18 protein-coding genes are annotated in these 21604 nt (G+C 35.9%); 8 read left to right on the forward strand and 10 right to left on the reverse strand.

Annotated elements, in window-relative coordinates; all coding sequences use genetic code 11:
* The first annotated feature begins 103 nt into the window (after positions 1-103).
* On the forward strand, positions 104-232 hold the full coding sequence (locus HOO91_13030; protein ID NOU18473.1) for a ComC/BlpC family leader-containing pheromone/bacteriocin: 129 nt from the start codon (positions 104-106) through the stop codon (positions 230-232).
* Positions 233-786: 554 nt separating this feature from the next.
* Here the strand turns inward: HOO91_13030 and HOO91_13035 are convergent.
* Positions 787-1206: a carboxypeptidase regulatory-like domain-containing protein gene (locus tag HOO91_13035; protein NOU18474.1), complete on the reverse strand. Its 420-nt coding sequence runs from the start codon at positions 1204-1206 to the stop codon at positions 787-789.
* A 409-nt stretch (positions 1207-1615) separates the two neighbouring features.
* Here HOO91_13035 and HOO91_13040 point away from each other — a divergent pair, with 409 nt between their 5' ends.
* Complete coding sequence (locus tag HOO91_13040) at positions 1616-3649, forward strand: GAF domain-containing protein (protein NOU18475.1); 2034 nt, start codon at positions 1616-1618, stop codon at positions 3647-3649.
* Positions 3650-3653: 4 nt separating this feature from the next.
* On the opposite strand, the gene HOO91_13045 is transcribed toward HOO91_13040, so the two are convergent.
* The 3 genes from HOO91_13045 to rbfA are packed head-to-tail and all read right to left on the reverse strand — an operon-like array spanning position 3654 to position 6036.
* A complete protein-coding gene (locus HOO91_13045; GenBank protein ID NOU18476.1) occupies positions 3654-4889 on the reverse strand; it encodes an FtsX-like permease family protein in 1236 nt (411 codons plus the stop codon).
* Between the two features lie 31 nt (positions 4890-4920).
* A complete protein-coding gene (locus HOO91_13050; protein ID NOU18477.1) occupies positions 4921-5691 on the reverse strand; it encodes a class I SAM-dependent methyltransferase in 771 nt (256 codons plus the stop codon).
* 6 nt (positions 5692-5697) lie between these two features.
* Positions 5698-6036: a 30S ribosome-binding factor RbfA gene (rbfA, locus tag HOO91_13055; GenBank protein ID NOU18478.1), complete on the reverse strand. Its 339-nt coding sequence runs from the start codon at positions 6034-6036 to the stop codon at positions 5698-5700.
* Positions 6037-6535: 499 nt separating this feature from the next.
* On the opposite strand from rbfA, the gene trpS reads away from it, so the two are divergent.
* Complete coding sequence (gene trpS, locus HOO91_13060; GenBank protein ID NOU18479.1) at positions 6536-7525, forward strand: tryptophan--tRNA ligase; 990 nt, start codon at positions 6536-6538, stop codon at positions 7523-7525.
* Positions 7526-7557: 32 nt separating this feature from the next.
* On the opposite strand, the gene HOO91_13065 is transcribed toward trpS, so the two are convergent.
* The 5 genes from HOO91_13065 to HOO91_13085 all read right to left on the reverse strand — a co-directional run bounded on the left by HOO91_13065 (position 7558) and on the right by HOO91_13085 (position 13690).
* Positions 7558-8565, reverse strand: a complete 1008-nt coding sequence (locus HOO91_13065) for a hypothetical protein (protein ID NOU18480.1) — start codon at positions 8563-8565, stop codon at positions 7558-7560.
* A gap of 83 nt (positions 8566-8648) precedes the next feature.
* Positions 8649-9161 carry a hypothetical protein gene (locus HOO91_13070; protein NOU18481.1) on the reverse strand — a complete coding sequence of 171 codons (513 nt, stop codon included), beginning with the start codon at positions 9159-9161 and terminating at the stop codon, positions 8649-8651.
* A gap of 28 nt (positions 9162-9189) precedes the next feature.
* Positions 9190-10659, reverse strand: coding sequence for a cysteine--tRNA ligase (locus tag HOO91_13075; protein NOU18482.1), 1470 nt, complete (start codon positions 10657-10659; stop codon positions 9190-9192).
* A 139-nt stretch (positions 10660-10798) separates the two neighbouring features.
* Positions 10799-11728: an NYN domain-containing protein gene (locus HOO91_13080; GenBank protein NOU18483.1), complete on the reverse strand. Its 930-nt coding sequence runs from the start codon at positions 11726-11728 to the stop codon at positions 10799-10801.
* 360 nt (positions 11729-12088) lie between these two features.
* On the reverse strand, positions 12089-13690 hold the full coding sequence (locus HOO91_13085) for a DUF4139 domain-containing protein (protein ID NOU18484.1): 1602 nt from the start codon (positions 13688-13690) through the stop codon (positions 12089-12091).
* Between the two features lie 535 nt (positions 13691-14225).
* On the opposite strand from HOO91_13085, the gene HOO91_13090 reads away from it, so the two are divergent.
* Complete coding sequence (locus tag HOO91_13090) at positions 14226-15380, forward strand: DUF3103 family protein (protein ID NOU18485.1); 1155 nt, start codon at positions 14226-14228, stop codon at positions 15378-15380.
* 343 nt (positions 15381-15723) lie between these two features.
* Here HOO91_13090 and HOO91_13095 read toward each other — a convergent pair whose 3' ends face one another.
* Positions 15724-16623 carry a LysR family transcriptional regulator gene (locus HOO91_13095; protein NOU18486.1) on the reverse strand — a complete coding sequence of 300 codons (900 nt, stop codon included), beginning with the start codon at positions 16621-16623 and terminating at the stop codon, positions 15724-15726.
* A 137-nt stretch (positions 16624-16760) separates the two neighbouring features.
* Here HOO91_13095 and HOO91_13100 point away from each other — a divergent pair, with 137 nt between their 5' ends.
* The 4 genes from HOO91_13100 (at position 16761) to HOO91_13115 (ending at position 21455) form a co-directional block, all read left to right on the forward strand.
* Positions 16761-17462 carry an epoxyqueuosine reductase gene (locus tag HOO91_13100; GenBank protein NOU18487.1) on the forward strand — a complete coding sequence of 234 codons (702 nt, stop codon included), beginning with the start codon at positions 16761-16763 and terminating at the stop codon, positions 17460-17462.
* A gap of 665 nt (positions 17463-18127) precedes the next feature.
* Entirely contained in the window at positions 18128-19156 is a 1029-nt protein-coding gene (locus HOO91_13105; protein NOU18488.1) for a LacI family DNA-binding transcriptional regulator, read from the forward strand.
* Positions 19157-19177: 21 nt separating this feature from the next.
* A complete protein-coding gene (locus tag HOO91_13110; protein ID NOU18489.1) occupies positions 19178-20338 on the forward strand; it encodes an MFS transporter in 1161 nt (386 codons plus the stop codon).
* 25 nt (positions 20339-20363) lie between these two features.
* A complete protein-coding gene (locus HOO91_13115) occupies positions 20364-21455 on the forward strand; it encodes an ROK family protein (protein ID NOU18490.1) in 1092 nt (363 codons plus the stop codon).
* Positions 21456-21604 lie beyond the last annotated feature (149 nt).

The raw sequence follows: 21604 nt of genomic DNA on the forward strand, positions 1-21604 counted from the left end.
ATCAGGGAATTAAGTTGTGATTTGAAAGAATTCACTATAATTGCGTTATTGTTCCTTGCAGGAACAAAAGTAAACCAATTTGTTAAACTAAAAACCGATGATTATGAAAACGATTAAAAAAAGAAATGAAAAGAAAATGGTTAAAGAGTTTAAAACTCTTAAGGTAAAGGAACTATCAGCAATTAAGGGTGGTGAAGGAGCTCCAATTCAAAAAGATGGTGAAATTCATTAGCAGTAAAGAACAAAAAAAAACCAAATTATTTAACTAAAAACAGAAAGTTATGAAAACGCTAAAAAGAAGTAAAGCAGAAAAGGTGACTAAAAAATTTAAGGCTCTTAAAGCAAATGAATTGTTACAAATCAAGGGCGGTGAAGATGGACCTGCAACCCAAAGAGATGGTATAATTCGTTAGCAATAAGAACAAAAACAAACTAAATGTTTAACTAAAAACTTATGATTATGAAAACTCTAAAAAAGATGAGAGAAAAAAAGGCAATAAAAGGATTCAGAATTCTCAAAGCAAAGGAACTAATGCAAATCAGAGGGGGGGATGAAACTCTAAAAGGTAGCGTTCTTTAACTGGTGCAAAAAAAACGAAATGTTTAACTAAAAACCTACAATTATGAAAACAATCAGTAAAAGGGAAAAGCCATAAAAAGTTTTAGTTCTAATGATACAGCATTTTAAGTCGTATAGCTTAAAAAGAAGCCCTACAAAAAAGAACTGCACCCCAGTTGTTATATACAACTTTTAGGGTGCGGTTCATAGTAGGTTTTTTTTAGTTTTTAGCTCTTGGTAAGTTGAATATTAAGCTCGCACATCTCACCATCCGTAACCGTAACAGTAATAACCTGATCCGCATACCCCGGTTTCTTTATCGTTACAATATAAACCCCTGCTGGCAATGATTTAATGTTAAAACCACTCGTTTTGGCGGAGCTTCTTTCTCCGGGAGGTTGCTCCCAAAAGTTTTGGGAGGAGCTTCTTTCTCCGTGGGGTCGTTCCCAAAAGTTTTGGGAGGAGCTTCTTTCTCCGTGAGGTTGCTCCCAAAAGTTTTGGAAGGAGCTTCTTTCTCCGTGGGGTCGTTCCCAAAAGTTTTGGGAGGAGCTTCTTTCTCCGTGAGGTTGCTCCCAAAAGTTTGGAAGCACTTCTTTTTTCGTGAATATAACCATCTGTTCAATAAAATTGCAAAAAAAAACTCTCACTCTTCGAATTTTTAATGGATTATTTGTAATTAAGATTGATCTTCTATGCCAACGTTTGCAATCTGATTAATGACGAAGTAACTTACCAAAATAGTAGTCGAAATAGGGTGCTTAAAGCAATTATTCGTATTAATCATTATGTGTTTTTGGACATCGAATTCATTTTTTATGATTAAATTCCCAGCTTAATAGACAAAAAGGAGACTATAATTATTCAAAAAGATTATGTGTATTAGTTTTGGGCAAATGAAAGGTTCAGAATAAAAAAATGATTTTACTGCCACAGTTTAATCATAAAGAAAAAGAAATTCATTCATAAACTTTTGCCCCCATTCTAATTGAAGGGGTAAAAAAACAGCTCCTTTTTTGTCTATTATACCACCCACTAAATAATTTTATAAAAAAGTGTATGATTCAGTTTTTTCGTAAAATGGCGGTCAGGACAAAACTACTTTCAAGCTTTTTGTTATTGGCTTCCTTTGTTTTAATACTTGGGTTAACTGCAATATTTATTCAACAAAAAATTAAAGTTAGTCAGCAAAATACCCTTTCGAGCATAAATCTTTCGGATGCATTCTTTGAGGGGAAATATTTCTTAAGATCTGATATGCACCTATTTACCGTTTTAATGAAAACCAAAACCGAGGAGCGGCTAAATTATTGGTGGGGTGAACATAGCTTTCAGGTTCAATTTTTTAATGACCAGATCATTAAAATTGAGAAGGAGTTTGAGAATGAAACTGGATTTGAAAATGATACGTTAAAAAATTCACTCTTTACTATTATTAATACGGTAAGGAATGATTATACAAAAAAGATGTTGCCAATATTCATCCAATTTAAAGAATTAAAAATTAAAGAATTAGCAATTGATTCTCAACTTAGTCAACTAATTAATCGTAATTCCGATGTTGCTAAACAACTAATAAAACAACAGGATGATATTAAAGAAAGATATAATGATTTAGATCAAATAATTACACAAACAGGTTTGCAAATAATCTTAAAACTCGATGAGGGTAAAGATAAAGTGAGACTTGTAGTGAAAGGAATCGAAACACATGGGAAGGCATTAATGGTTAAATCGTTTATTACGTTTCTTGTTTTTACTATACTGGGCGTATTTTTTTCGTTGGTTGTGGCCTGGTATATTTCTATACTCGTTACTTATCCTGTACAAAAAATTCTTCAGCATGTATATAAATTAGGTAGAGGAGAGCACCCTGAAAAGTTACACATCAAATTGGATGACGAATTTGGAAGCATTCAAAAATCCTTGAATGATCTTACAGAATCATTAATGGTTACCTCTGAGTTTTCTAAAGAAATTGGAAATGGCAATTTTGATTCTCAATATAAAACGATGAGTGAGAATGATATTTTGGGAAATTCGCTTCTCCAAATGCGCGATAGTTTGAAAAAAGCCCACGATTTGCAAAATCAAAGAAGAGAGGAAGATGATAGGCGATCCTGGGCATCAAACGGTTTTGCTAAATTTTCCGATATTCTTCGTCATAATAATGACGATTTCAGGGTCCTTTGCGATAATGTGATAAAGAATATTGTGAAATATATAGATGCCAATCAGGGAGGAATTTTTCTTTTGAACGAGGAAGATAAACATGATCAATTCTTTGAACTGATTTCAACATTTGCATGGGATCGAAAGAAATACATTAACAAACGAATTGAAAAGGCAGAGGGGATTGTCGGTGCTTGTGCCCTAGAGAAAGAAACTATCATTATAACCGATGTTCCTGAAGATTATGTTGCAATAACATCTGGAATTGGGAAAGCAAAACCAACATGTGTAATTCTTGTACCCTTAAAACACGAGGAGATTGTTCTAGGGGTAATTGAAATGGCTTCTTTTAAAGTAATAGAAAAATATCAGATTGATTTTCTTGAAAAGGTAGCAGAGAGCATCGCCTCAACTATTTCTGCTGTTAAAATTAACTCTCATACCAAGTTCCTACTTGAACAATCGCAGCAACAATCAGAGGAGATGTCCGCACAGGAAGAGGAAATGCGGCAGAACATCGAAGAACTTCAAGCAACCCAAGAGGAGGCTGCTCGGAAATCAGGTGAGATTGAAGGCCTACTCAAATCTCTAAACGCCGCCGCCTACATGGTTGAGTACGACTTAAACGGAAACATCACCAATATTAACGATGAATACTTACAGCGTTTAGGGGTAACACATCAACAGATAGTTGGGACACATCATTCTGGAAATGTTGAAATGACTCAGAATCAAAAGAAGGAATATGCAACGTTCTGGGATGACCTACGAGTAGGAAAAAGTAAAAAAGTAAAATCAAAGATCAATTGGGATGGTAAGATGGTTGACTTCATCGAAACATACTTTCCCGTTACTGATGGTGAAGGTAATGTTTTCAAAGTGATGAAAATGTCACACGAATTTGGTGATTTTAAAGATTAGCCTATTACAAATTCCCTCTATTATCATCGTTTAGAATCCTTTTGGTAATGATCCGAACGGGGAAACGAGCAGCCAGGTAACCGATGGCAATTACAATTATTAGAATAATTGAAATATCAAAAGGGTGAATGTCTACAGGATAAGAATCGATAATAAAATTGCCATTACCTTGCAGTTTTACTAATCCAAATGCTATTTGCAGCCAACAAACAAGAAGACCAAAAAGAGTACCTACAATTGTCCCGCCCATTGAGATTAGCATCCCCTCTGCTAAGAAAATCTTCTGTATTAGATCGTTATCGGCACCCATGCTTCGGAGAGTGTCAACATCGTTACGCTTATCGATTATGAGCATGGAGAGCGAACCAATAATATTAAACGAGGCTATTACTAGTATTAACGAGAGAATTAACCCAATTGCTAACTTCTCCGATTTCATTGTTCTGAATAGTGTTTCGTTCTGCTGATATCTATTCAAAACCCGATACTTATTTCCTAGGGTTTCCTCAACCATTTTTTGGAGTCTCTCAATCTCAACACCCTTTTCGGCCTTCAACTCAATGGATGTAACCTCATCCTTATACTCAAGAAGTGTACGAGCAAATTCTATTGGAATAATAACATACTGGGAATCGAACTCCTGCTCAATTGCAAAAACTCCAGATGGCATTATCCCCATTTTTACAAAAGCATTTTCAGGTGAAAGCGAGGCTGTTTTCCCTCGTTTGGGAACATAAATGGTTAACGGGTCAAATTGTGCTAGGTTTGCATTTAGGTAATAGGATACCCCCTGCCCCATTACGGCAAGCGATTGGCTTCCTCTCCATAGTTGAAAAGCCCCATCAATAATCATTGTATCAACGCCTGTAAGATCCGTATAGTTTCTGCTTACACCCTTAATCATTCCAATGTGCTGCCTTTCGCGATAGCGGAAGAGCGCATTTTCCTCAAGTATCTCAACATAAACGGCAACTCCCTTAAGTTTTTTCAGCTTTTCAATTTCTGGGGAGTGTGGACTGAATGTTTTACCCTCAACCAGCTTAACTTTTATCTCAGCATCAAAGGTTGAGTACATTTTTTTAATTAGGCTATCGAATCCGTTGAATACGGATAGAACAATGACTAGTGCCGATACACCCGTTGCAACACCTATTAAAGAAATTATGGAGATGATATTAATTACATTATGCGATTTTTTTGCAAACAGGTAACGCTTTGCTATGTAGAGTGGGACATTCATTAACAATGATTATAACTCCGATTTGATTGATTTAATTATTCTTTCTACAAATATAGAGAATCTCATCTTTTGGTAGGGCGTATCGTTGAATTAAATCTGTTGGAAAAGAATTAACGTAATCATCTTCTGTTACGTCAAAGCCAACCTCACGGAGTCTTTTCGGATAATCCTTCCCATATAATCTTAGGTGATCACGCTGCTTGTAGTGTTTTTCCCTTAGTTCTGGTGTATTTATGCTTTTATCCTCAAGGGTTACATCAATAGAGTAATCAAGAGGTACTTGGAAGATACCAAAACCGCCTGGTTTCATTACCCGCAACAACTCCCCCATTGCTTTTCTATCGTCATCAACATGCTCAAGCACGTGGTTGCAAATTACCACATCAAAACTCGAATCGGGGAAAGGAATGTTTTGGACATCCATTTTAATATCCGCCCAAGGGGAAATTAAATCGGCTGTTAAATAGTTAAGGTTTACAAGTTTTTTGAAGGGCTTGATAAAACAATACTCCGGAGCGATATGTAGAACCCGCTTGGGGTTTATGAAAAAATCAGTTTGATTTTTTAGGTACAACCATATCAACCGGTGTCTTTCCAGCGAAAGAGAGTGTGGTGCAAGTGCATTTGCCCGTGATTGAAGTCTTCCGTAAGGTAACAATTTGCGATACCTTCTACCCGAAATAGGATCTTCGAATGCATTTCCCCTATAAAAGATTGCAATATTTCTTAGAATAAATGCTGCTACAACTTGTTGGTAGTGTCTGGGAATAAATCTGGAGGCTAGTGAGATAATCCGCTTAATCATGAGCTAACTCTTAAGCAATTTATCAATGCTCTCGATGTAATCGAGCGAATCATCAAGGAAGAATACTAGTTCTGGAATAACCCGAAGTTGATGTCGCACCCTTTGAGCCAACTCATGTCTTATTGATTTGGTGTGTTCCTTAACAACCTTAAGAACATCCTCCTTTTTATCGGTTGGGAATATACTGATGTAAACCTTTGCTAGTCCAAGATCTGGACTAACTCTTACAGATGTAACCGTAATCATCTTTCCCCTAAAAATGGTAACCCCTTCTTTTTGAAAAATATCGCCTAAATCTTTCTGCAGCAACCTTGAAACTTTGCTTAACCGTGTCCCTTCCATATCTCAGATTTTGTGCAAATATAGTTGATTTGGAGGATAATAGTAGACATAATACAGGATGTTTATCCAGAATTAGGTGAGGGAAAATCCTATTTCAAAGATTTTTTGTTCCTCACTATTCCTTTCTTATTAAATAGCGCTGAAAAAGAGGTCTTTAATCAAAAGAGAGAATTATCTGATACTAGTAAGAAGCTTAAGAACTACAATCGATCGATTTCCAATGGTTTTTTAATGGTATTTGTCGAATGTTTGCACATAAGTTTGACGAATAAATTGTTTGTAAAACTCTGTCTTTAAATAGATTTCTAATTTTTTGTAAATTATACGCGAATTTCTTTAAAACTATTATTAGAATGATTTTATTCTACTAATCTGAACATTTTTCTATAATTTAGTTGAATAAAACAGAGGCTATAATTGTGGATTTTCTGTTTCATTTTAAAAGAGTTACTCAACTAATAACTTTCTTTTATATTTTTGCGGTTCAAATATTAAAAAAATGGATATAGTTTTAAGTGGAATTCGTCCTACGGGTAAGTTGCATCTTGGGAATTATTTTGGTGCAATGAAAAATTTTATTAAGATGCAGCAAGAAAATCATTGTTTTTTCTTTATTGCAGATTACCACTCGTTAACAACACACCCTACACCAGAGAATTTACATGGATCGGTTAAACATGTATTGGCAGAATATCTTGCATGTGGTCTCGATCCAGAGAAATCAACTATTTACATACAAAGTGATGTTCCGGAAATTCCCGAGCTATATTTATTGCTTAATATGAATGCTTACATGGGTGAACTTGAGCGTTGTACCTCCTTTAAGGATATGATTAGAAAGCAACCCGATAATGTAAATGCTGGCTTACTAACCTATCCAACCCTAATGGCTGCCGATATACTTATTCACAGAGCGCATAAAGTGCCTGTAGGTAAAGATCAGGAGCAGCATTTGGAGATGACCCGTACATTTGCCAATCGTTTCAACAGAATATACAATGTTAACTATTTCCCGGAACCGGTTGCTTATAATTTTGGAGAGGAACTTGTTAAAATACCAGGGCTTGATGGTACTGGGAAAATGGGTAAGTCGGAAGATAATGGTATTTTTCTCGCCGATGATGCCAATACTATTAGGAAAAAGGTAATGAAGGCGGTTACTGATAGCGGACCAACTGAGCCAAATCAACCAAAACCAGAAGCTATACAAAACCTATTTACACTAATGAAAGCGGTCTCTACTCCCGATACCTACTCCTTCTTCGATGAGAAGTACAACACCTGCCAGATTCGCTATGGAGACTTAAAGAAACAACTTGCAGAAGATATCATTAGAATTACTTCACCCATTAGAGAAAATATTGAAGGTATTCTTGAGGATAATGAATACCTGCGTAAAGTAGCAAAGATGGGTGCTGAAAAAGCTCGCGAAAGTGCTGCAATGACTATACGTGATGTTCGAAGAATTATTGGATTTAAGCCTTTTTAAGGATTATTATATTAAAATAAGGGAATTCTATTCTATCTAATCTCAACCTTTAGAAATAATCCTGACTTATTCCCTTCGTGAATTTTCACCTTTTTACCAACATCAATTTGATGGTATTCTTCAGTGGGAATTTGGTAAAGTTTCTTCGCTGTCAAAATATAATGGTAATCGCCGCGAATACTGGTTTTAATATTTCTACCCAACAGTTTCACATTGCTATGGATCTTATCGTTAATAGTACAAAGTGTAACTTTTTTAAGATTTGATAGAAAATCGGATAGAAGTTTCCGAATCACCAAAGCATAAAGCCCAACCCCAATAATTGCAATCAAATAATATCGTCCATAAATCAAGAAGTGACGACCAACTTCGCCCGAATTTTGGAAATATTCAGCAATTAAAATTGCAGTAAGGATAAGGGTAATAAAATAGATAACTGCAAGTACAACAAGTACAATAATTGATCTCTTTAGTAATGTTTTCTTAATAATTGCACGCTCACCGTCCTCCATTGTTTCGTTATAGCCCGATAGGTAATCGGTTTCGACAGGAATCTCTTTTGGTTCTTGAATTGTGATAGGGGTTAAATCTAAAAGGATATTGCTACTCTCGGTAAGTTCGATACGAATAATATCTCCAGCGTTATATTTTCTGTAATTAGAATAGCTTACCTTAACCTCTCTGTTTGCAAAAACAAGATAGTAATCGGTGTCCATATCCTGTTTCCCATCGTTCTCTCTTATCGTTGTATCCTCTCTTTTCTCAAAAATTTCGCCTTCAATCACCCATTTCTTTGCATCGGGTCGAGTATAAAACGATGCCCTACGATAAATGTAAATACCAATAAAAAGGAATATCAGGGAGAACGCTCCAACAAAATAAAAGATGTACCAATCACCGTCGTAGATGCAGAAAGTTGCGGCCAGTCCCCAAAACACAATAAAAATAATCGAAATCGCACCGATAGCCTGCTTAGTTTGCTTTTTTAGATAGGCTCTATCTAAATCGGTTATAGGGACTAGATTCTCAGAGTAATTCATGAATGTTAATTGTTTTGTTGAGCCCCCGAATACATTCTTGTATGGAATCAGTGCAGCTATTTAGTCGCTGTTGATACCCATCACTATTCTTTTATTTCTATTTTAAAAATATAATTATTGTTATTTCTTGTGATATATGATATTCTAACCTTTTGCCCATTTCTGGTTATTGGCCCAGTATCTATTTTTATGCCATGATAAACATCACCAGGTAAAGTAAAATCAGTAAATATAAATGGTATTTCATTTACAGAATATTTTACATTATCCTTCTTTACCAACGACATAGGACAATAATCCTTTGTTTCACCTTCAACTACACTATAGTTTTTGGATTCGATTATCTTATAGAAATCTCTTCTAACAGCGATAATTCGGGGGATTTTGGATAGGTTAACTATTATAAAAATGGCAAAAAACCCACATATCAAGTATCCAGTAAAAATATATACCTGTCGTTGAAGAGAGTATTTTACGTGGTTTTTTTTTGTGTAATAAGCCAATCCATAACCCAATATGGATAGAGCTAAAAGAAATATTATGCGACCAAAACCAAAGCCAACTGGTTGATATTCATAAAATGTTTGATAGTCCACTTATATCAATTAATATATAAAATCAGGTCTAAGCTATCTCCCAATCAAACCCATCTTTGCGATCGCGAACAGTAACACCCATTTGAGTGATTTCATTCCTGATTTTATCCGAAGTTGCAAAATCCTTATTCGCTTTGGCTTCAAGACGCATATTCAAGAGCATATCAATAAGTTTACCTGTCAGTTCGCCCTGCTTAGAACCTTCGTTTTGTTCATCTTTTAAACCGAGGATATCAAAAGTAATTGCCCTGAAGGTCTTTCGTAATGTATTAAGATCTGTTTCGGATATAGTTTCCTTATTTTCGGCAAACAGGTTGATATTACGAACCCAATCAAATAAAACAGCAATGGCAATTGAACTATTAAAATCATCGTTAAGCGCATCAAACGCCCTATTTATATCGTTAATATCAACAGTGGACTTATCTGAAGGTTTAATTTTATCGATAAATCGATTAGCTGTCATTAATCTTTGAAGCCCTTTTTCGGATGCCTGTAAAGCCTCGTTTGAAAAATCCAACGTGCTTCGATAATGGGACTGTAGCATGAAAAATCGTACTGCCATTGGGGAATAGCCCTTCTCAAGTAAAGGATGGTTACCTGTAAATAGCTCATTGGGTAAAAATCCGTTTCCAGCAGTTTTCGACATTCTTACCCCATTCACAGTAAGCATATTTGTGTGCATCCAATAATTTACAGGTGCTGTGTGGTTACATGCCTGCGATTGGGCTATTTCATTTGTGTGGTGAGTAGCTTGTAAATCCATACCCCCACCATGAATATCAAAATTATCTCCTAAATATTTTCTTCCCATTGCTGAGCATTCAATATGCCAACCAGGGAAACCCCAACCCCAGGGAGATGGCCATTTCATAAGCGTTTCAGGTTTTGCAGCAATCCATAAAGCAAAATCAAGTCGTCCATGTTTTTCGTCCTGCCCGCCAAGTTCACGAGTTCCTTCAAGTAATTCTTCGAGTTTTCGGTTAGTTAATTGTCCGTATGAATATTCTTTGCTGTATTTTTCTACATCAAAATAAACTGTACCATTAATCTCGTAGGCATATCCATTCTCAATAATCTGTTTAACCATCTCAATCTGCTCGCAGATATGACCTGTTGCTGTTGGTTCAATGGTTGGGGGTAACGTGTTAAATGTTCGCATTACATCGTGAAAACCAAGCGTATATTTGTGCACGATTTCCATTGGCTCCAGCTGTTCTAATTTTGCTTTTTTTGCAAACTTATCATCCCCTTCATCCCTATCGCCTTCAAGATGTCCAGCATCGGTGATATTGCGAACATATCGTACTTTATACCCTAAATAAAGTAAATATCTATATATTAAATCGAATGAGATAAAAGTCCGGCAGTTTCCCAAATGCACATCACTATATACAGTGGGCCCACAAACATAAAGACCAACATGTTTTGGGCTGATTGGTTTAAACTCTTCTTTCTTCCTGGTTAAGGTGTTGTAGATATTCAAAAGATTTTCCATAATGATATTCAATAATAGATTCAGTCACGCACAAAAGTAAAAAAAAGTGTCAATGAAAGTGTCAGTTGAAAGAAATATTGAAAACAAAAAATGGAGAATGATGCCATTCTCCATTAATAGTATTATTTCTGATAATAGTTTACCAAGCGTTAGGGTCGTCTTGAACTTCAGTTACAACCTTTTTTACATTTTTAGCAACATCTTGCCCTTTATCATTCTTTTCAACAGTGAACTCTACAATATCACCATCATGAATCTCGTTAAAATCGCCCTCCGTAACATCAAGATAATGGAAGAAAAGATTATTTGGTGGGAATTGAACAAAGCCATACCCGTTATTCATATTCATTGCAGCACCTTGTTTTATGGAGTCATCATCTAACTCTGCGGGTTGTTGCTTAGGCTGGCTATAATCCTGTTGTGCAAATAGGTTAACAATAAGTTTATCATTGATTTTTAGACCATGATTAATAACCTCATGCATTGCTACAGGAAACGTAACCTCCCGGATTAAATCCTGTGATGTACGAGTAACCACCTCACGACCCATATCATCGGTATAGTCAAAGTCCCAACTTAAAACCATAACCTTTGCTCCAATTGAATTCAGTTTGCGAATAAGCGGAACATAATCCCCATCGGAGGTAATTAGAACAAGTACGTTAAAACGTTTGTAGAAAGCTTGTTCAAAAGCTTCGAGGGCTAACCAAACATCAATCCCTTTATCATCCTTTTTACCACCACGGGTACGGATAGGTAGGTAGTGCGTTACTACACCTTCGGACATTAATATATCATCAAATACACGGTCGTTATATAGCTGATTTCCTCTTTGACTTGCCTCTTGTGCACTAATTCTTCCACGGAAATAATGAGCTTCAATCACCTGACAGTACTTAGAATCAACATCCTCTTCACGAGCAATCATATTTCTAATAAACTCATGCAGCCCAGCTATATTAAGCCTTTTACGTCTTGTGTGAAAGTAGTTATAGTAGTTGCTAACATGAAGAAAGTAGTTGCCATCATAAAAGACACCAATGCGTACTAATTCTTGTCCAGATGCCATAAAATAGAGGTATTTGTGTTAAATAAAATTTTGAATAGATTAATTTCCTAATTCAAAAGGGAAATGATTTTTTATTCTTGGACAAAGATACACAATCTTCGTTAGGCTGCAATTACCCTCGGCTATCAAAGTTGTTATTATACACCAATGTCATAAGAAAATACAAAGTAACTAACCCTGTAATCCCTTATGACACTAGTGAATCAGGCTTTTTATGCTATTTATCTATTGAAAAGGTGATTTACGTCAATAGTGTAAAATAATAGATAAGAAAATAAGATTATTCAAAATATGATCGATTCTTAAACCTTTTACAATGAAAAAAGGCATGTAAAAAGAGTCTTATTTTTACATGACGGGCTATTCCAAAGAAATTTGATTTTCCTTAGGATATTCGACAGAATAGGAGAACTGTAATTTTTTAGTTTCTAGAGATTTAATGCTTAAAATCCATTTCAACTGACCAATGGAAGAATTATAACTTGAACCACCTTGATCTAAAAGTTTTACCTTAACTTTTTCATTTGTTGAAACAGGGATCTGATCTTCAATTTCAATTTCAACATCTTGTTTTTTACCATTTGTTATGGTTATCTCCCAACTTCGGGTTTCGGTAACTTTAGAACCGATGAAATTCTTTTCTTTAAAAAATTTTGCTTTGGTTCGTTTTACAGCAACACTTTCATCTTTACCCAACGATAACTTTAATGTATCGCCAAAGGCTTTGGTATTAAGCGTTGTAGAACCAACAAAGTTGTTTTCAAAATATAGGTTTGCCTCACCGTAAAGGAGGTTTAATCCTTGCCATTCAGTCATATTGGCAATTAAGTAGGCATACTCTGATAATTTTGGAGTTGTGGTATACTGATAGGTTGCTTTAACTGTTGGCGTTTGAAGAATTGCAGTAACCGGCTGCTGTTTCGATGGAATATCGTAGAGGATATCAATATTAAATGTGAAATTGGTTTGACTTTCGGATACTGAAACGGGCATTGGCTTGTCTAACATTGCATCATCCTTGTAAGCCATTGAAACCTCAGCCTCCTCGAATACTTTTTCTTTTTTAGCTACCGCTGCATTTCCTCGAACAGAATAATTGAGATATGGTTGAATAATGTCAACATACCAAGGAAAAATTGTAGGTGCAGTGGATCCAGATGTTGGATTTCCAGAGGAAACGGAGAGTTTAACCTTACTCCAATCCTCACCCGTTGTTTGGTAAACATTTGCTTTATTGGTAATGCTCAAAGGTGCATTAATGCTATTCACCCTTATATCATAAGTTGGATACCAGCCTGCTTCTATAGCAAAGTACTTTATTTTAGCGTTTGTGGCTATAGGCTTATCAGTCATGAATGTAACAAGTATTTCACTAGTATTCATAACCTTCTGAGCCGATAGATTTTGTAATTGTTCATTTAATTTTCGCAAATCCCCTTCAATATTAGCGATGAGTTCGATTTTATCAACCCGATTCCGCTCCAACTCTTCGAATCTGGCTCGGAAATACACAAGGGAATTTTTTAGGTCTTCAAGTTTTACACCTTGATCACCTATCAATTTTTTATTCGAAACAAGAACATCTTTTTCCAAGTCAATTGTTTGCAGTAGAGCTTTTTCAAGCGTAATCTTCTTTTCAATATCTTTTTTTCTTGTTTGTAATCTAATGAAATCAGGGTTTTGTGAAAGTGAATCAAGCATGTTTTTTTGGCTTGAAACAGAAACTATAGTTGCATCGGAACAGCTAATTTGAATTGATGATTCATCGAGATTTGGAGGAAGATTAGTGAAAACCACTTTATTCTCCCCCTTTTCAAGGTTCATCTTAGCAACCCTTGTAATTTGTGCGCCTTGAGTGTAAACGGTTGCACTCACAACTTTAGATTTTATGTGCTTCTGCTGAGCGAATATAGTTCCTAAAATTAAAGGGAACAGCAGTATGAAAATAATTGATTTTTTCATGATTTATAGGCATTTATAAAGTACTTAATGAGGGATCAAACTTTGAATCAAATATAGCTAATACTTAGAAACTGTTTGCATTTCTTTTAGGGCCTTATTTTGAGTATTAGAGCCTTTCGTATTGTATGCTTATTTTTTTACGACAAATTTTAGTGTTTGTCCATTTATCAGTGGATGCTAATGCTATAAGTCCTTCAGACTTTTATTTGAATAATCCCCAGTAAAACAGAGGGCAGTTAAAGGGCAATTTTAGAACTTTAAAAGGAGTCAATTAAGGCGCAATTAATATTTAAATACTTTCTTAATAAGAATTCTAAAAAAATATGAAATTCGGTTATTTAGAAAATAAACCTGATAAAAGGGTTGTTGCACCCACTAATCGATATATTACCCTATAATTAAACACCTTTGTTCTAATTAATAATATTTTATTGTAAAGATTTATTCTATTTTTTTATTGATTTTTTTTATGACTATTTACTTATGATTATAATTACTCTAACTTGATAATTCAAACTCTTAAAAATTATATCCGATGAAAAATCTAAAAATGTTCTATTTCGCCCTTGGAATTGTATTCCTAGGATTAGTTGGCTGCCAAAAGCAGGAACTACAAATGGTAAACCCAGAGAAAGAGGTTTTAAGTACCAAGGATAAAGCCGCTCTCGCAATGGTTGATTTGTTGAACCAACAAATCAATAATGAATCAATTCTTGGGGAACTTACAAGCAACCCACTAGGCCAAAAACTGGACTACATCGTTAGCAATTTGAAGCAGACTTCAGATAACGAGCAAGCCATTCAGACACTTCGGGGTTATGTTGCTAGTACTAATGAGGTAAACAAATTGTCGGAAAAAACAGGATGTATTGAGATTCCTGAGTTATGGCTCTACCAACCTAAAGTAAAAACTGGGTCGAGCGAGATATTGGTTACTTATGTACCAGATGGTAATGAAAAGAGCTGGAAAAACATTAAGGCCTACAACCTGAAAAAAGAGGTTGTGTATTTGGATGTAAAGACCGAACCAAATGTTAGAGTTATTGTACTTGAAACAAACGGTGCTGCAGCCATGAAGGTTAAGGTGGACTATATGAATAAAGCTTTACAGAAAGCTGGTTTGCAATCACCAGACCTTCTCAAAAACAGAGTTAGTAGTGCTAAAGCTGGTATTGAGACTACTAAGTTGAATAAGATTAGGCTTAATAACGATCAGGAGCCTTGGGTGAAGGGTGCTGCCGAGGTTTATGCTATAACCTCAGGTCTTCGCGATGTTAGCGGTGTTAAGTCGGCTCAAGTTGCTATTATTGACATGCCTTACCTTGACTATGATGCTACAGACTATTACCCTAACCAACTTTTGCTATTCTGGCCCGACTATAGCTATCAAGGAGCTAACATTCAACTCTATGAACTAGATTCTAATTACAACTATCAACAACTTATAGTGATTATTATTAATGGAGTTACAACTGTTGCTGGAACGATCTCGGCACAGCCTTGGATTAATGCTCTTGGTACATTAGCATCAGCCATTGTTAATGCAATGCCCGCCGATTGGTTAACCGATAACGATGACTATGTGGACTCCTTCTATACTATTATGAAATATACAACCTATACCAATTATAATGGTGCAGGTGCCAACGCAAAGGTGACCTTAGCTCCCTTCTTCTTGCCTGAAAACTAAACCATAATCGCAAATTGCGATACACAAAGAGGCTGCCTAAGCAAAATTAGACAGCCTCTTTTAATTCCCTTCCAAATAAAAAGTTGAACCATTTATTCCATTTCATAATATTACATTAGTTCGATTTAGGAAACAATGTATTAATCTATATATCAGTAATTTATTTTATTGAAGCAATGGAATTACATTAGAGTTAATGCGTATTCAGCTCGGTTTCCCGATAAAATTATGGAATGGCTGGTTTCCTAAAAGATATTTTTGTTAAAAATATATGAAATGGTTAAAGACTTGTCAAACTGTGATTTAGGTTGCAAGGTTCAGGTCAACTTTGCTATAGGCAAACTTAGTTTGCTGCTGTATCTACAAGGTTTTCCTTTAGGAACTCTATAAGCGTTTTATAGTATATTGGATAATTTGCTTTTTCAAGAAAAGCTAACCCTAAACTTCGGTACAACCCTTTAGATGTAACCCTTACCGTGGCAATCTTTCCCAATTCAACATAGGGTTTTGCAATCCAAGATGGAATCACAGCAATGCCTATATTTGATGCCACCATTTCTATCATGGCCTCAGTCATTGGCACCTCATAAATACGGCTAAGCTTAATGCCATTGGGTCGGAGTACCTTAGAATATACAAAAACCGTATCCACCGGCTTTGAAAAAATAATAAGGTTTTTCCCCTCAAAATCGGTAGGCCTGATAAATTTTCTCTTTGCAAACTCATGATTAGGAGGAACAATTGCCACCATTTCATCGTTCATAATTTCGAAGAAACGTATATTCTTACATGGTTCTGGCCTGTTTATGATAACAGCATCAAGATCGTGGCTTTGTAATTTTTGAATAGATTCCTGAGTGTATTCTGGGTAAATCTTAATATCTACTTGAGGATGTAATTCACTGAATTTTTTCACAAGAGCAGGAAACCAGTAGTAATAGGTAAAACATGCGGTACAAATTCGAATGATACCTTTCTCACCTCTTGAAATCTCGCGGATTCCCCTATCTAGCTCATCTATTCTTGCAAGAATATCCGCTGCCGATTTATATACGAGTTCTCCTGCTGCGGTTAAAATAAGCTTCTTATTCGACCTAACAAACAGAGTTGTTCCAGCCTGCATTTCTGCCTCCTTAAGTTGATAGCTTAGAGCCGATTGAGTTAAGCAAAGTTTGTCTTTTGATTTTGCTATACTCCCCAGCTCAACAATGTTTTTGACCAGCCGTAGATGTTTTATTTCCATAAAGAAATTTTTTACAATATAAATCAAAATATTTGATCGATAATTCAGTATATCGATAAAATTTTTTAATCAATATCATGAAGAAAATTCGCTTTTATCGTTGATAATTAAGCACTAATATTGTAGAAAAATTACTTATGAATTCGAATGATATAAAAAAACACGCAAACTTAAATGGAGCCAAAATATGTGGCGTTGCACCAATAAATAGGTTTAATGATGCGCCAAAAGGTTTCGGACCTTTAGATCTATACCCACAAACACAATCCGTAATTGCATTTGCAAAGCAAATACCCAAAAGTTCTTTGGACTTGTCTACTAACATTCCGTACACAGTAGTAGAACAAATTGTTTTGCAGGAAACAAATAGAATTGCTTTGGAATTAATGTTGCTGATAGAATCTCATGGGTTTAGTGCCGTTATTGTACCATCGGAACCCTATGAGTATTGGGATTCGGAAAGCAGAACTGGAAAAGGTTTAGTATCCCTAAAGCATATTGGCTATAAATGTGGAATTGGAGTGTTTGGTAAAAACCATTTGTTATATAACCCGCAAGTTGGGAGTTTAATGAAGCTGGGAGCGGTTCTTACCGATGCAGTGCTCGAACCCGATGCAATAATGGAAGTAGAAAGCTGTAAGGCAAACTGTCATCTATGTATAACCAAATGTCCTAGTGGAGCAATATCTGAAAGTGATGTTAATCAATTTAAATGCCGTGGATTCTCATCAGGTAAAACAGCTAAAGGAGATTATGTTTATTCATGCAATATGTGTCGTAAGGTTTGTCCTAATGTTTTTGGCTTTGCATATAACGAAAAGGCAAATATTTATTCGTAGATATTTACTTCCAGAAAGAAATTCTGATCCAATTACAAGGAGTAATTCTTATTTAACGAGAGTTCGATATATGTTTTAACACAGAGAGTTTATGTTCTGGATTCAACAAAATGGTTGTTTTAATAGGCTACAAACTTGCCATAATGATGCTTATTGATGCTGAGAAGCACAGAGTACACGGAGGTTGACGATTTTGCATAAATGCAAAATCAACAATGTGTAATATCTTGAATTCTCAACTTTGCAATATAGTTCCTTATTTAGAACTCGCATTATTTAACAATAGAAGGTTAAGGTTTTTCGATTGTCGTATGTTGTGAAAATAGGTTAGGCTCGGCTTTTTGTTGAGCCTTTCTTTTTTAATTACCGCCTTATAGGTTCAATAGCATAAACCTAAATTAACGTGAGTTCGATGTAAGGTGTCATTGGCTGCGCCGAACTCGCAAGCTCGGTTCTGAGCGAAGCAAAGGATCTAATTATCTAAAGACCAGATGCTTCACTTCGTTCAGCATGACAAAGCAACAATTTAATACTACGCTCATAATCAATGTGTTATATTTGCATCGAACTCATGTTAAATTAGTTATTGGAATTGCAGAAAGTTTCTTGAAATCACCTAAATCGTTTTAGTAAATCTTTTTTACATTTGTTCCTTTAAGATTGGAATGAAGAAAAAACGCATTTCGCTGGATGATATTGCCATAAGCCTTGGTGTTTCACGGTCGTTGGTTTCGCTTGTGTTGAATAATAAGGATGCAAAGCATGGGATATCGGCTAAAACGAAGCAAAAAGTATTGACTAAAGCCAAGGAATTAAACTACAAACCGAACCACTTTGCCCGTGGATTAAGGCTTGGGAAGTCTTTTACTCTGGGGCTTATAGTTTCTGATATTGCAAATGGATTTTACTCACGAATTGCTAGGAATCTCGAAGATCTTGCCGAGGAAAACGGTTACAACCTAATTACCTGTAGTACCGATGAAGATATTGAGCGGGAGTTGCGTTTGATTAAACTACTCCGCGAGAAGCAGGTTGATGGGCTAATCATATCATCATCTCAGAATAATCCAATTGAATTCAACCGATTAAGAGCCGAAGGGTTTCCTGTTGTTCTGATCGACAGGTATTTTGATGGCTTAAATGTACCTGCTGTTGTTGTTCGAAATCGTGATGGAGCAAAGCAGGCTGCATTACATTTATTGGAACAGGGGTATAAAAGACCCTTGGTATTAGCAATTGACCCGGTACATGTTTACACTATTCGTGAAAGACGTGAAGGTTTTATTGATGAGATGAAACTTCACTCCATTAACCCTATTGTTGTGAATATTCCATTTGATAACCCATTTAAAGGCGTTGAAGATGAAATTGAAAAGTTGCTAAATAATAACCAATTATCCGATTGCATTTTTGCTTTAAATAATAATCTAGCAACCGCCTGTTTACAAGTCTTACGCAAGCACAATATTGATGTACCCAAGAATATTGGCTTGGTTAGCTTCGATGATGTGCCCTATTTCAGTTTTATGAACCCATCGGTAACAGCAGTATCACAGCCTATTGATGATATTAGCAGTGTAGCCTTCAATACTTTAATGGGCTGGATTAGAAACGATCAGAATAAATTAATGGAAAACCCTATATACCTTCCTATTGATTTTGTAGTAAGGGAATCAACAATAAAAAATAGATAATTCATCCTAAAACGCATAGCTATGAATAGTAAAACGCTTCCTATTTTCCTTGCTTTCCTAACAATGGGTATTGCAGATGCAATGGGTCCAATGTCCGATGCCGTTAAAAATCAGTATCAGATCAACGATGTAATGGCAACCCTTTTGCCATTCTTTGTATTCATAGCATTCGCAGTATTTAGCGTACCGGGAGGTCTACTTGCAGCACGCATTGGGAAAAAGAAACTTCTTCTTCTTGGATTAGGATTAAATGCAATTGCTCTTTTGATTCCCACTTTAGTTGATCCCAGCTATCCGCTTCTTTGTTGTTGCATTTTAATATTAGGCATTGGTACTACCTTTCTTCAGGTCTCTGGAAATCCAATTATGCGTGATGTAAGCCTTCAAGGTGCATACAGTCGCAATCTAGCATTTGCTCAGGGTATTAAAGGAATCGGGAGCACTGTTTCTACTTACCTTGTTACAGCCGTTGCTACATTTGTAATATTTAAAGATTTAGGATGGCGAGCAGCATTTCCAGTATTTTTTATTTTGATGGTACTAACATTTATCTCTGTTCTTTTCATTAAGGTAGAAGAGACTAAAGTAGATGTTCCACCAAGTTTTAGTTCAAGTCTTGGTCTTCTTAATAAACCTGTTTTTTTGATGGCAGTTGTTGGCATATTCCTTTATGTAGGCGCTGAAGTCTGTATGGCGCGATTCCTACTTCCTCTAAATAAAACAATTGGAATGACTCCAGATAAAGCAACCCAATTTGGAGCTCCACTATTCTTCCTCTTGCTCACCATTGGGCGTATAATTGGTGGAGCAACTTTAACGATATTAAACCCTAAAAACTTTTTCCGTATTTCAACCTTATTGGGATTAATTGGCATTTTATTTCTAATGCTCGGATCTCCAACTTTAGCAATTGTAGGGGTTATAATTGGAGGTTTAGGTTTTGCAAATATTTGGCCTTTGCTATTCTCTATAACAGTTGAGGAAAAACCCGAAGCAGCAAATGAATTAAGCGGTCTTATGTGCATGGCAATTTCTGGGGGAGCTTTAGTTCCTTTCGTAATGAGTAAAATGGTTGATATGAATATGAAAACAGTATCCTTTATTGTGCCTGCAATTTGCTTTGCTTACTTAGTTTTCCTATCCCTAAAAGGGAATAAAAAAGTTACCATAAAAACAGTTTAATATATTTTTAAAAGACGATAAAAGAATGAATTATCATAATGATAAACGTATAGTAATGACCCTTGATGCTGGGGGTACAAACTTTGTTTTCTCGGCAATTCAAGGGTTAAAGAGTATAGTAAACCCAATAACACTTCCAAGCAACGCGGATAATCTTGATAAATGCCTAAACTCAATTATTGCAGGATTTAAAGAGGTTGAAAAAAATCTAAAAGAGAAACCTGTTGCCATAAGCTTTGCCTTTCCTGGACCAGCGGACTATCCGAATGGCATTATTGGTGATTTGGGAAACCTCCCAGCATTTCGTGGTGGAGTCGCACTGGGGCCAATGCTATCGAAGATATTTGGTTTGCCTGTATTTATAAATAACGATGGTGATCTCTTTGCATTCGGAGAGGCTATTGCAGGCCTACTCCCGCAAGTAAACGCAATGCTTACACAGGCAGGTAGTCCAAAACAATATCGAAATCTTTTAGGAGTAACATTGGGTACTGGGTTTGGTGCAGGTTTAGTTTATAACAAACAGCTATACATTGGGGATAATTCGGCTGCTGCTGAAATATGGCTAATGCGAAATTACATAAATAACAATGCCTTTGCAGAGGAAAGTGTGAGTATCCGAGCGGTTAAGCAGGTGTATAAGCAGCACTCAAAAGATATTTCAGATTTATCTCCAAAGGGTATCTTTGATATTGCTGATGGTAAACTAGAAGGCAATAAAATAGCCGCCTTAAAAGCCTTTGAGGAACTTGGAACTGTTGTTGGCGATGCTTTGGCAAACGCTGTTACACTTACCGATTCCATTATTGTAATTGGAGGTGGTTTGTCAAATGCATGGAAATACTTTTCTCCATCAATGTTTAATGTGCTAAACGGGAAAATTTGTACCTTAAACGGCGACAAAGTGGATCGACTGGAAATGAAGGCATTCAACCTTGAGGATAAAGAAGGTAAAAAAGCCATGACTATGGGCGGTTTAACCAAAATCAAAGTACCATTTAGTGACAAAACGATTGATTACGATCCTATGAAACGAATAGGCATTGGCCTTTCACGACTTGGAACAAGCCAAGCTGTTTCCGTTGGTGCTTACGCTTTTGCTTTGAGCAAACTATAGATTTTAGAAGGGATGTTAAAATAAAGAAATATGATTGTCCGTAATAATACCAAATGAAGAATGAAGAATAAATAATCCAAATTGTCATTCCTGCGAATGCAGGAATCCATCTCCTTAACTAGATTCCAGGACTTCGCTCGGAATGACAA

The organism is Bacteroidales bacterium (assembly GCA_013141385.1).
In the GTDB taxonomy this organism is placed as follows: domain Bacteria; phylum Bacteroidota; class Bacteroidia; order Bacteroidales; family Tenuifilaceae; genus UBA8529.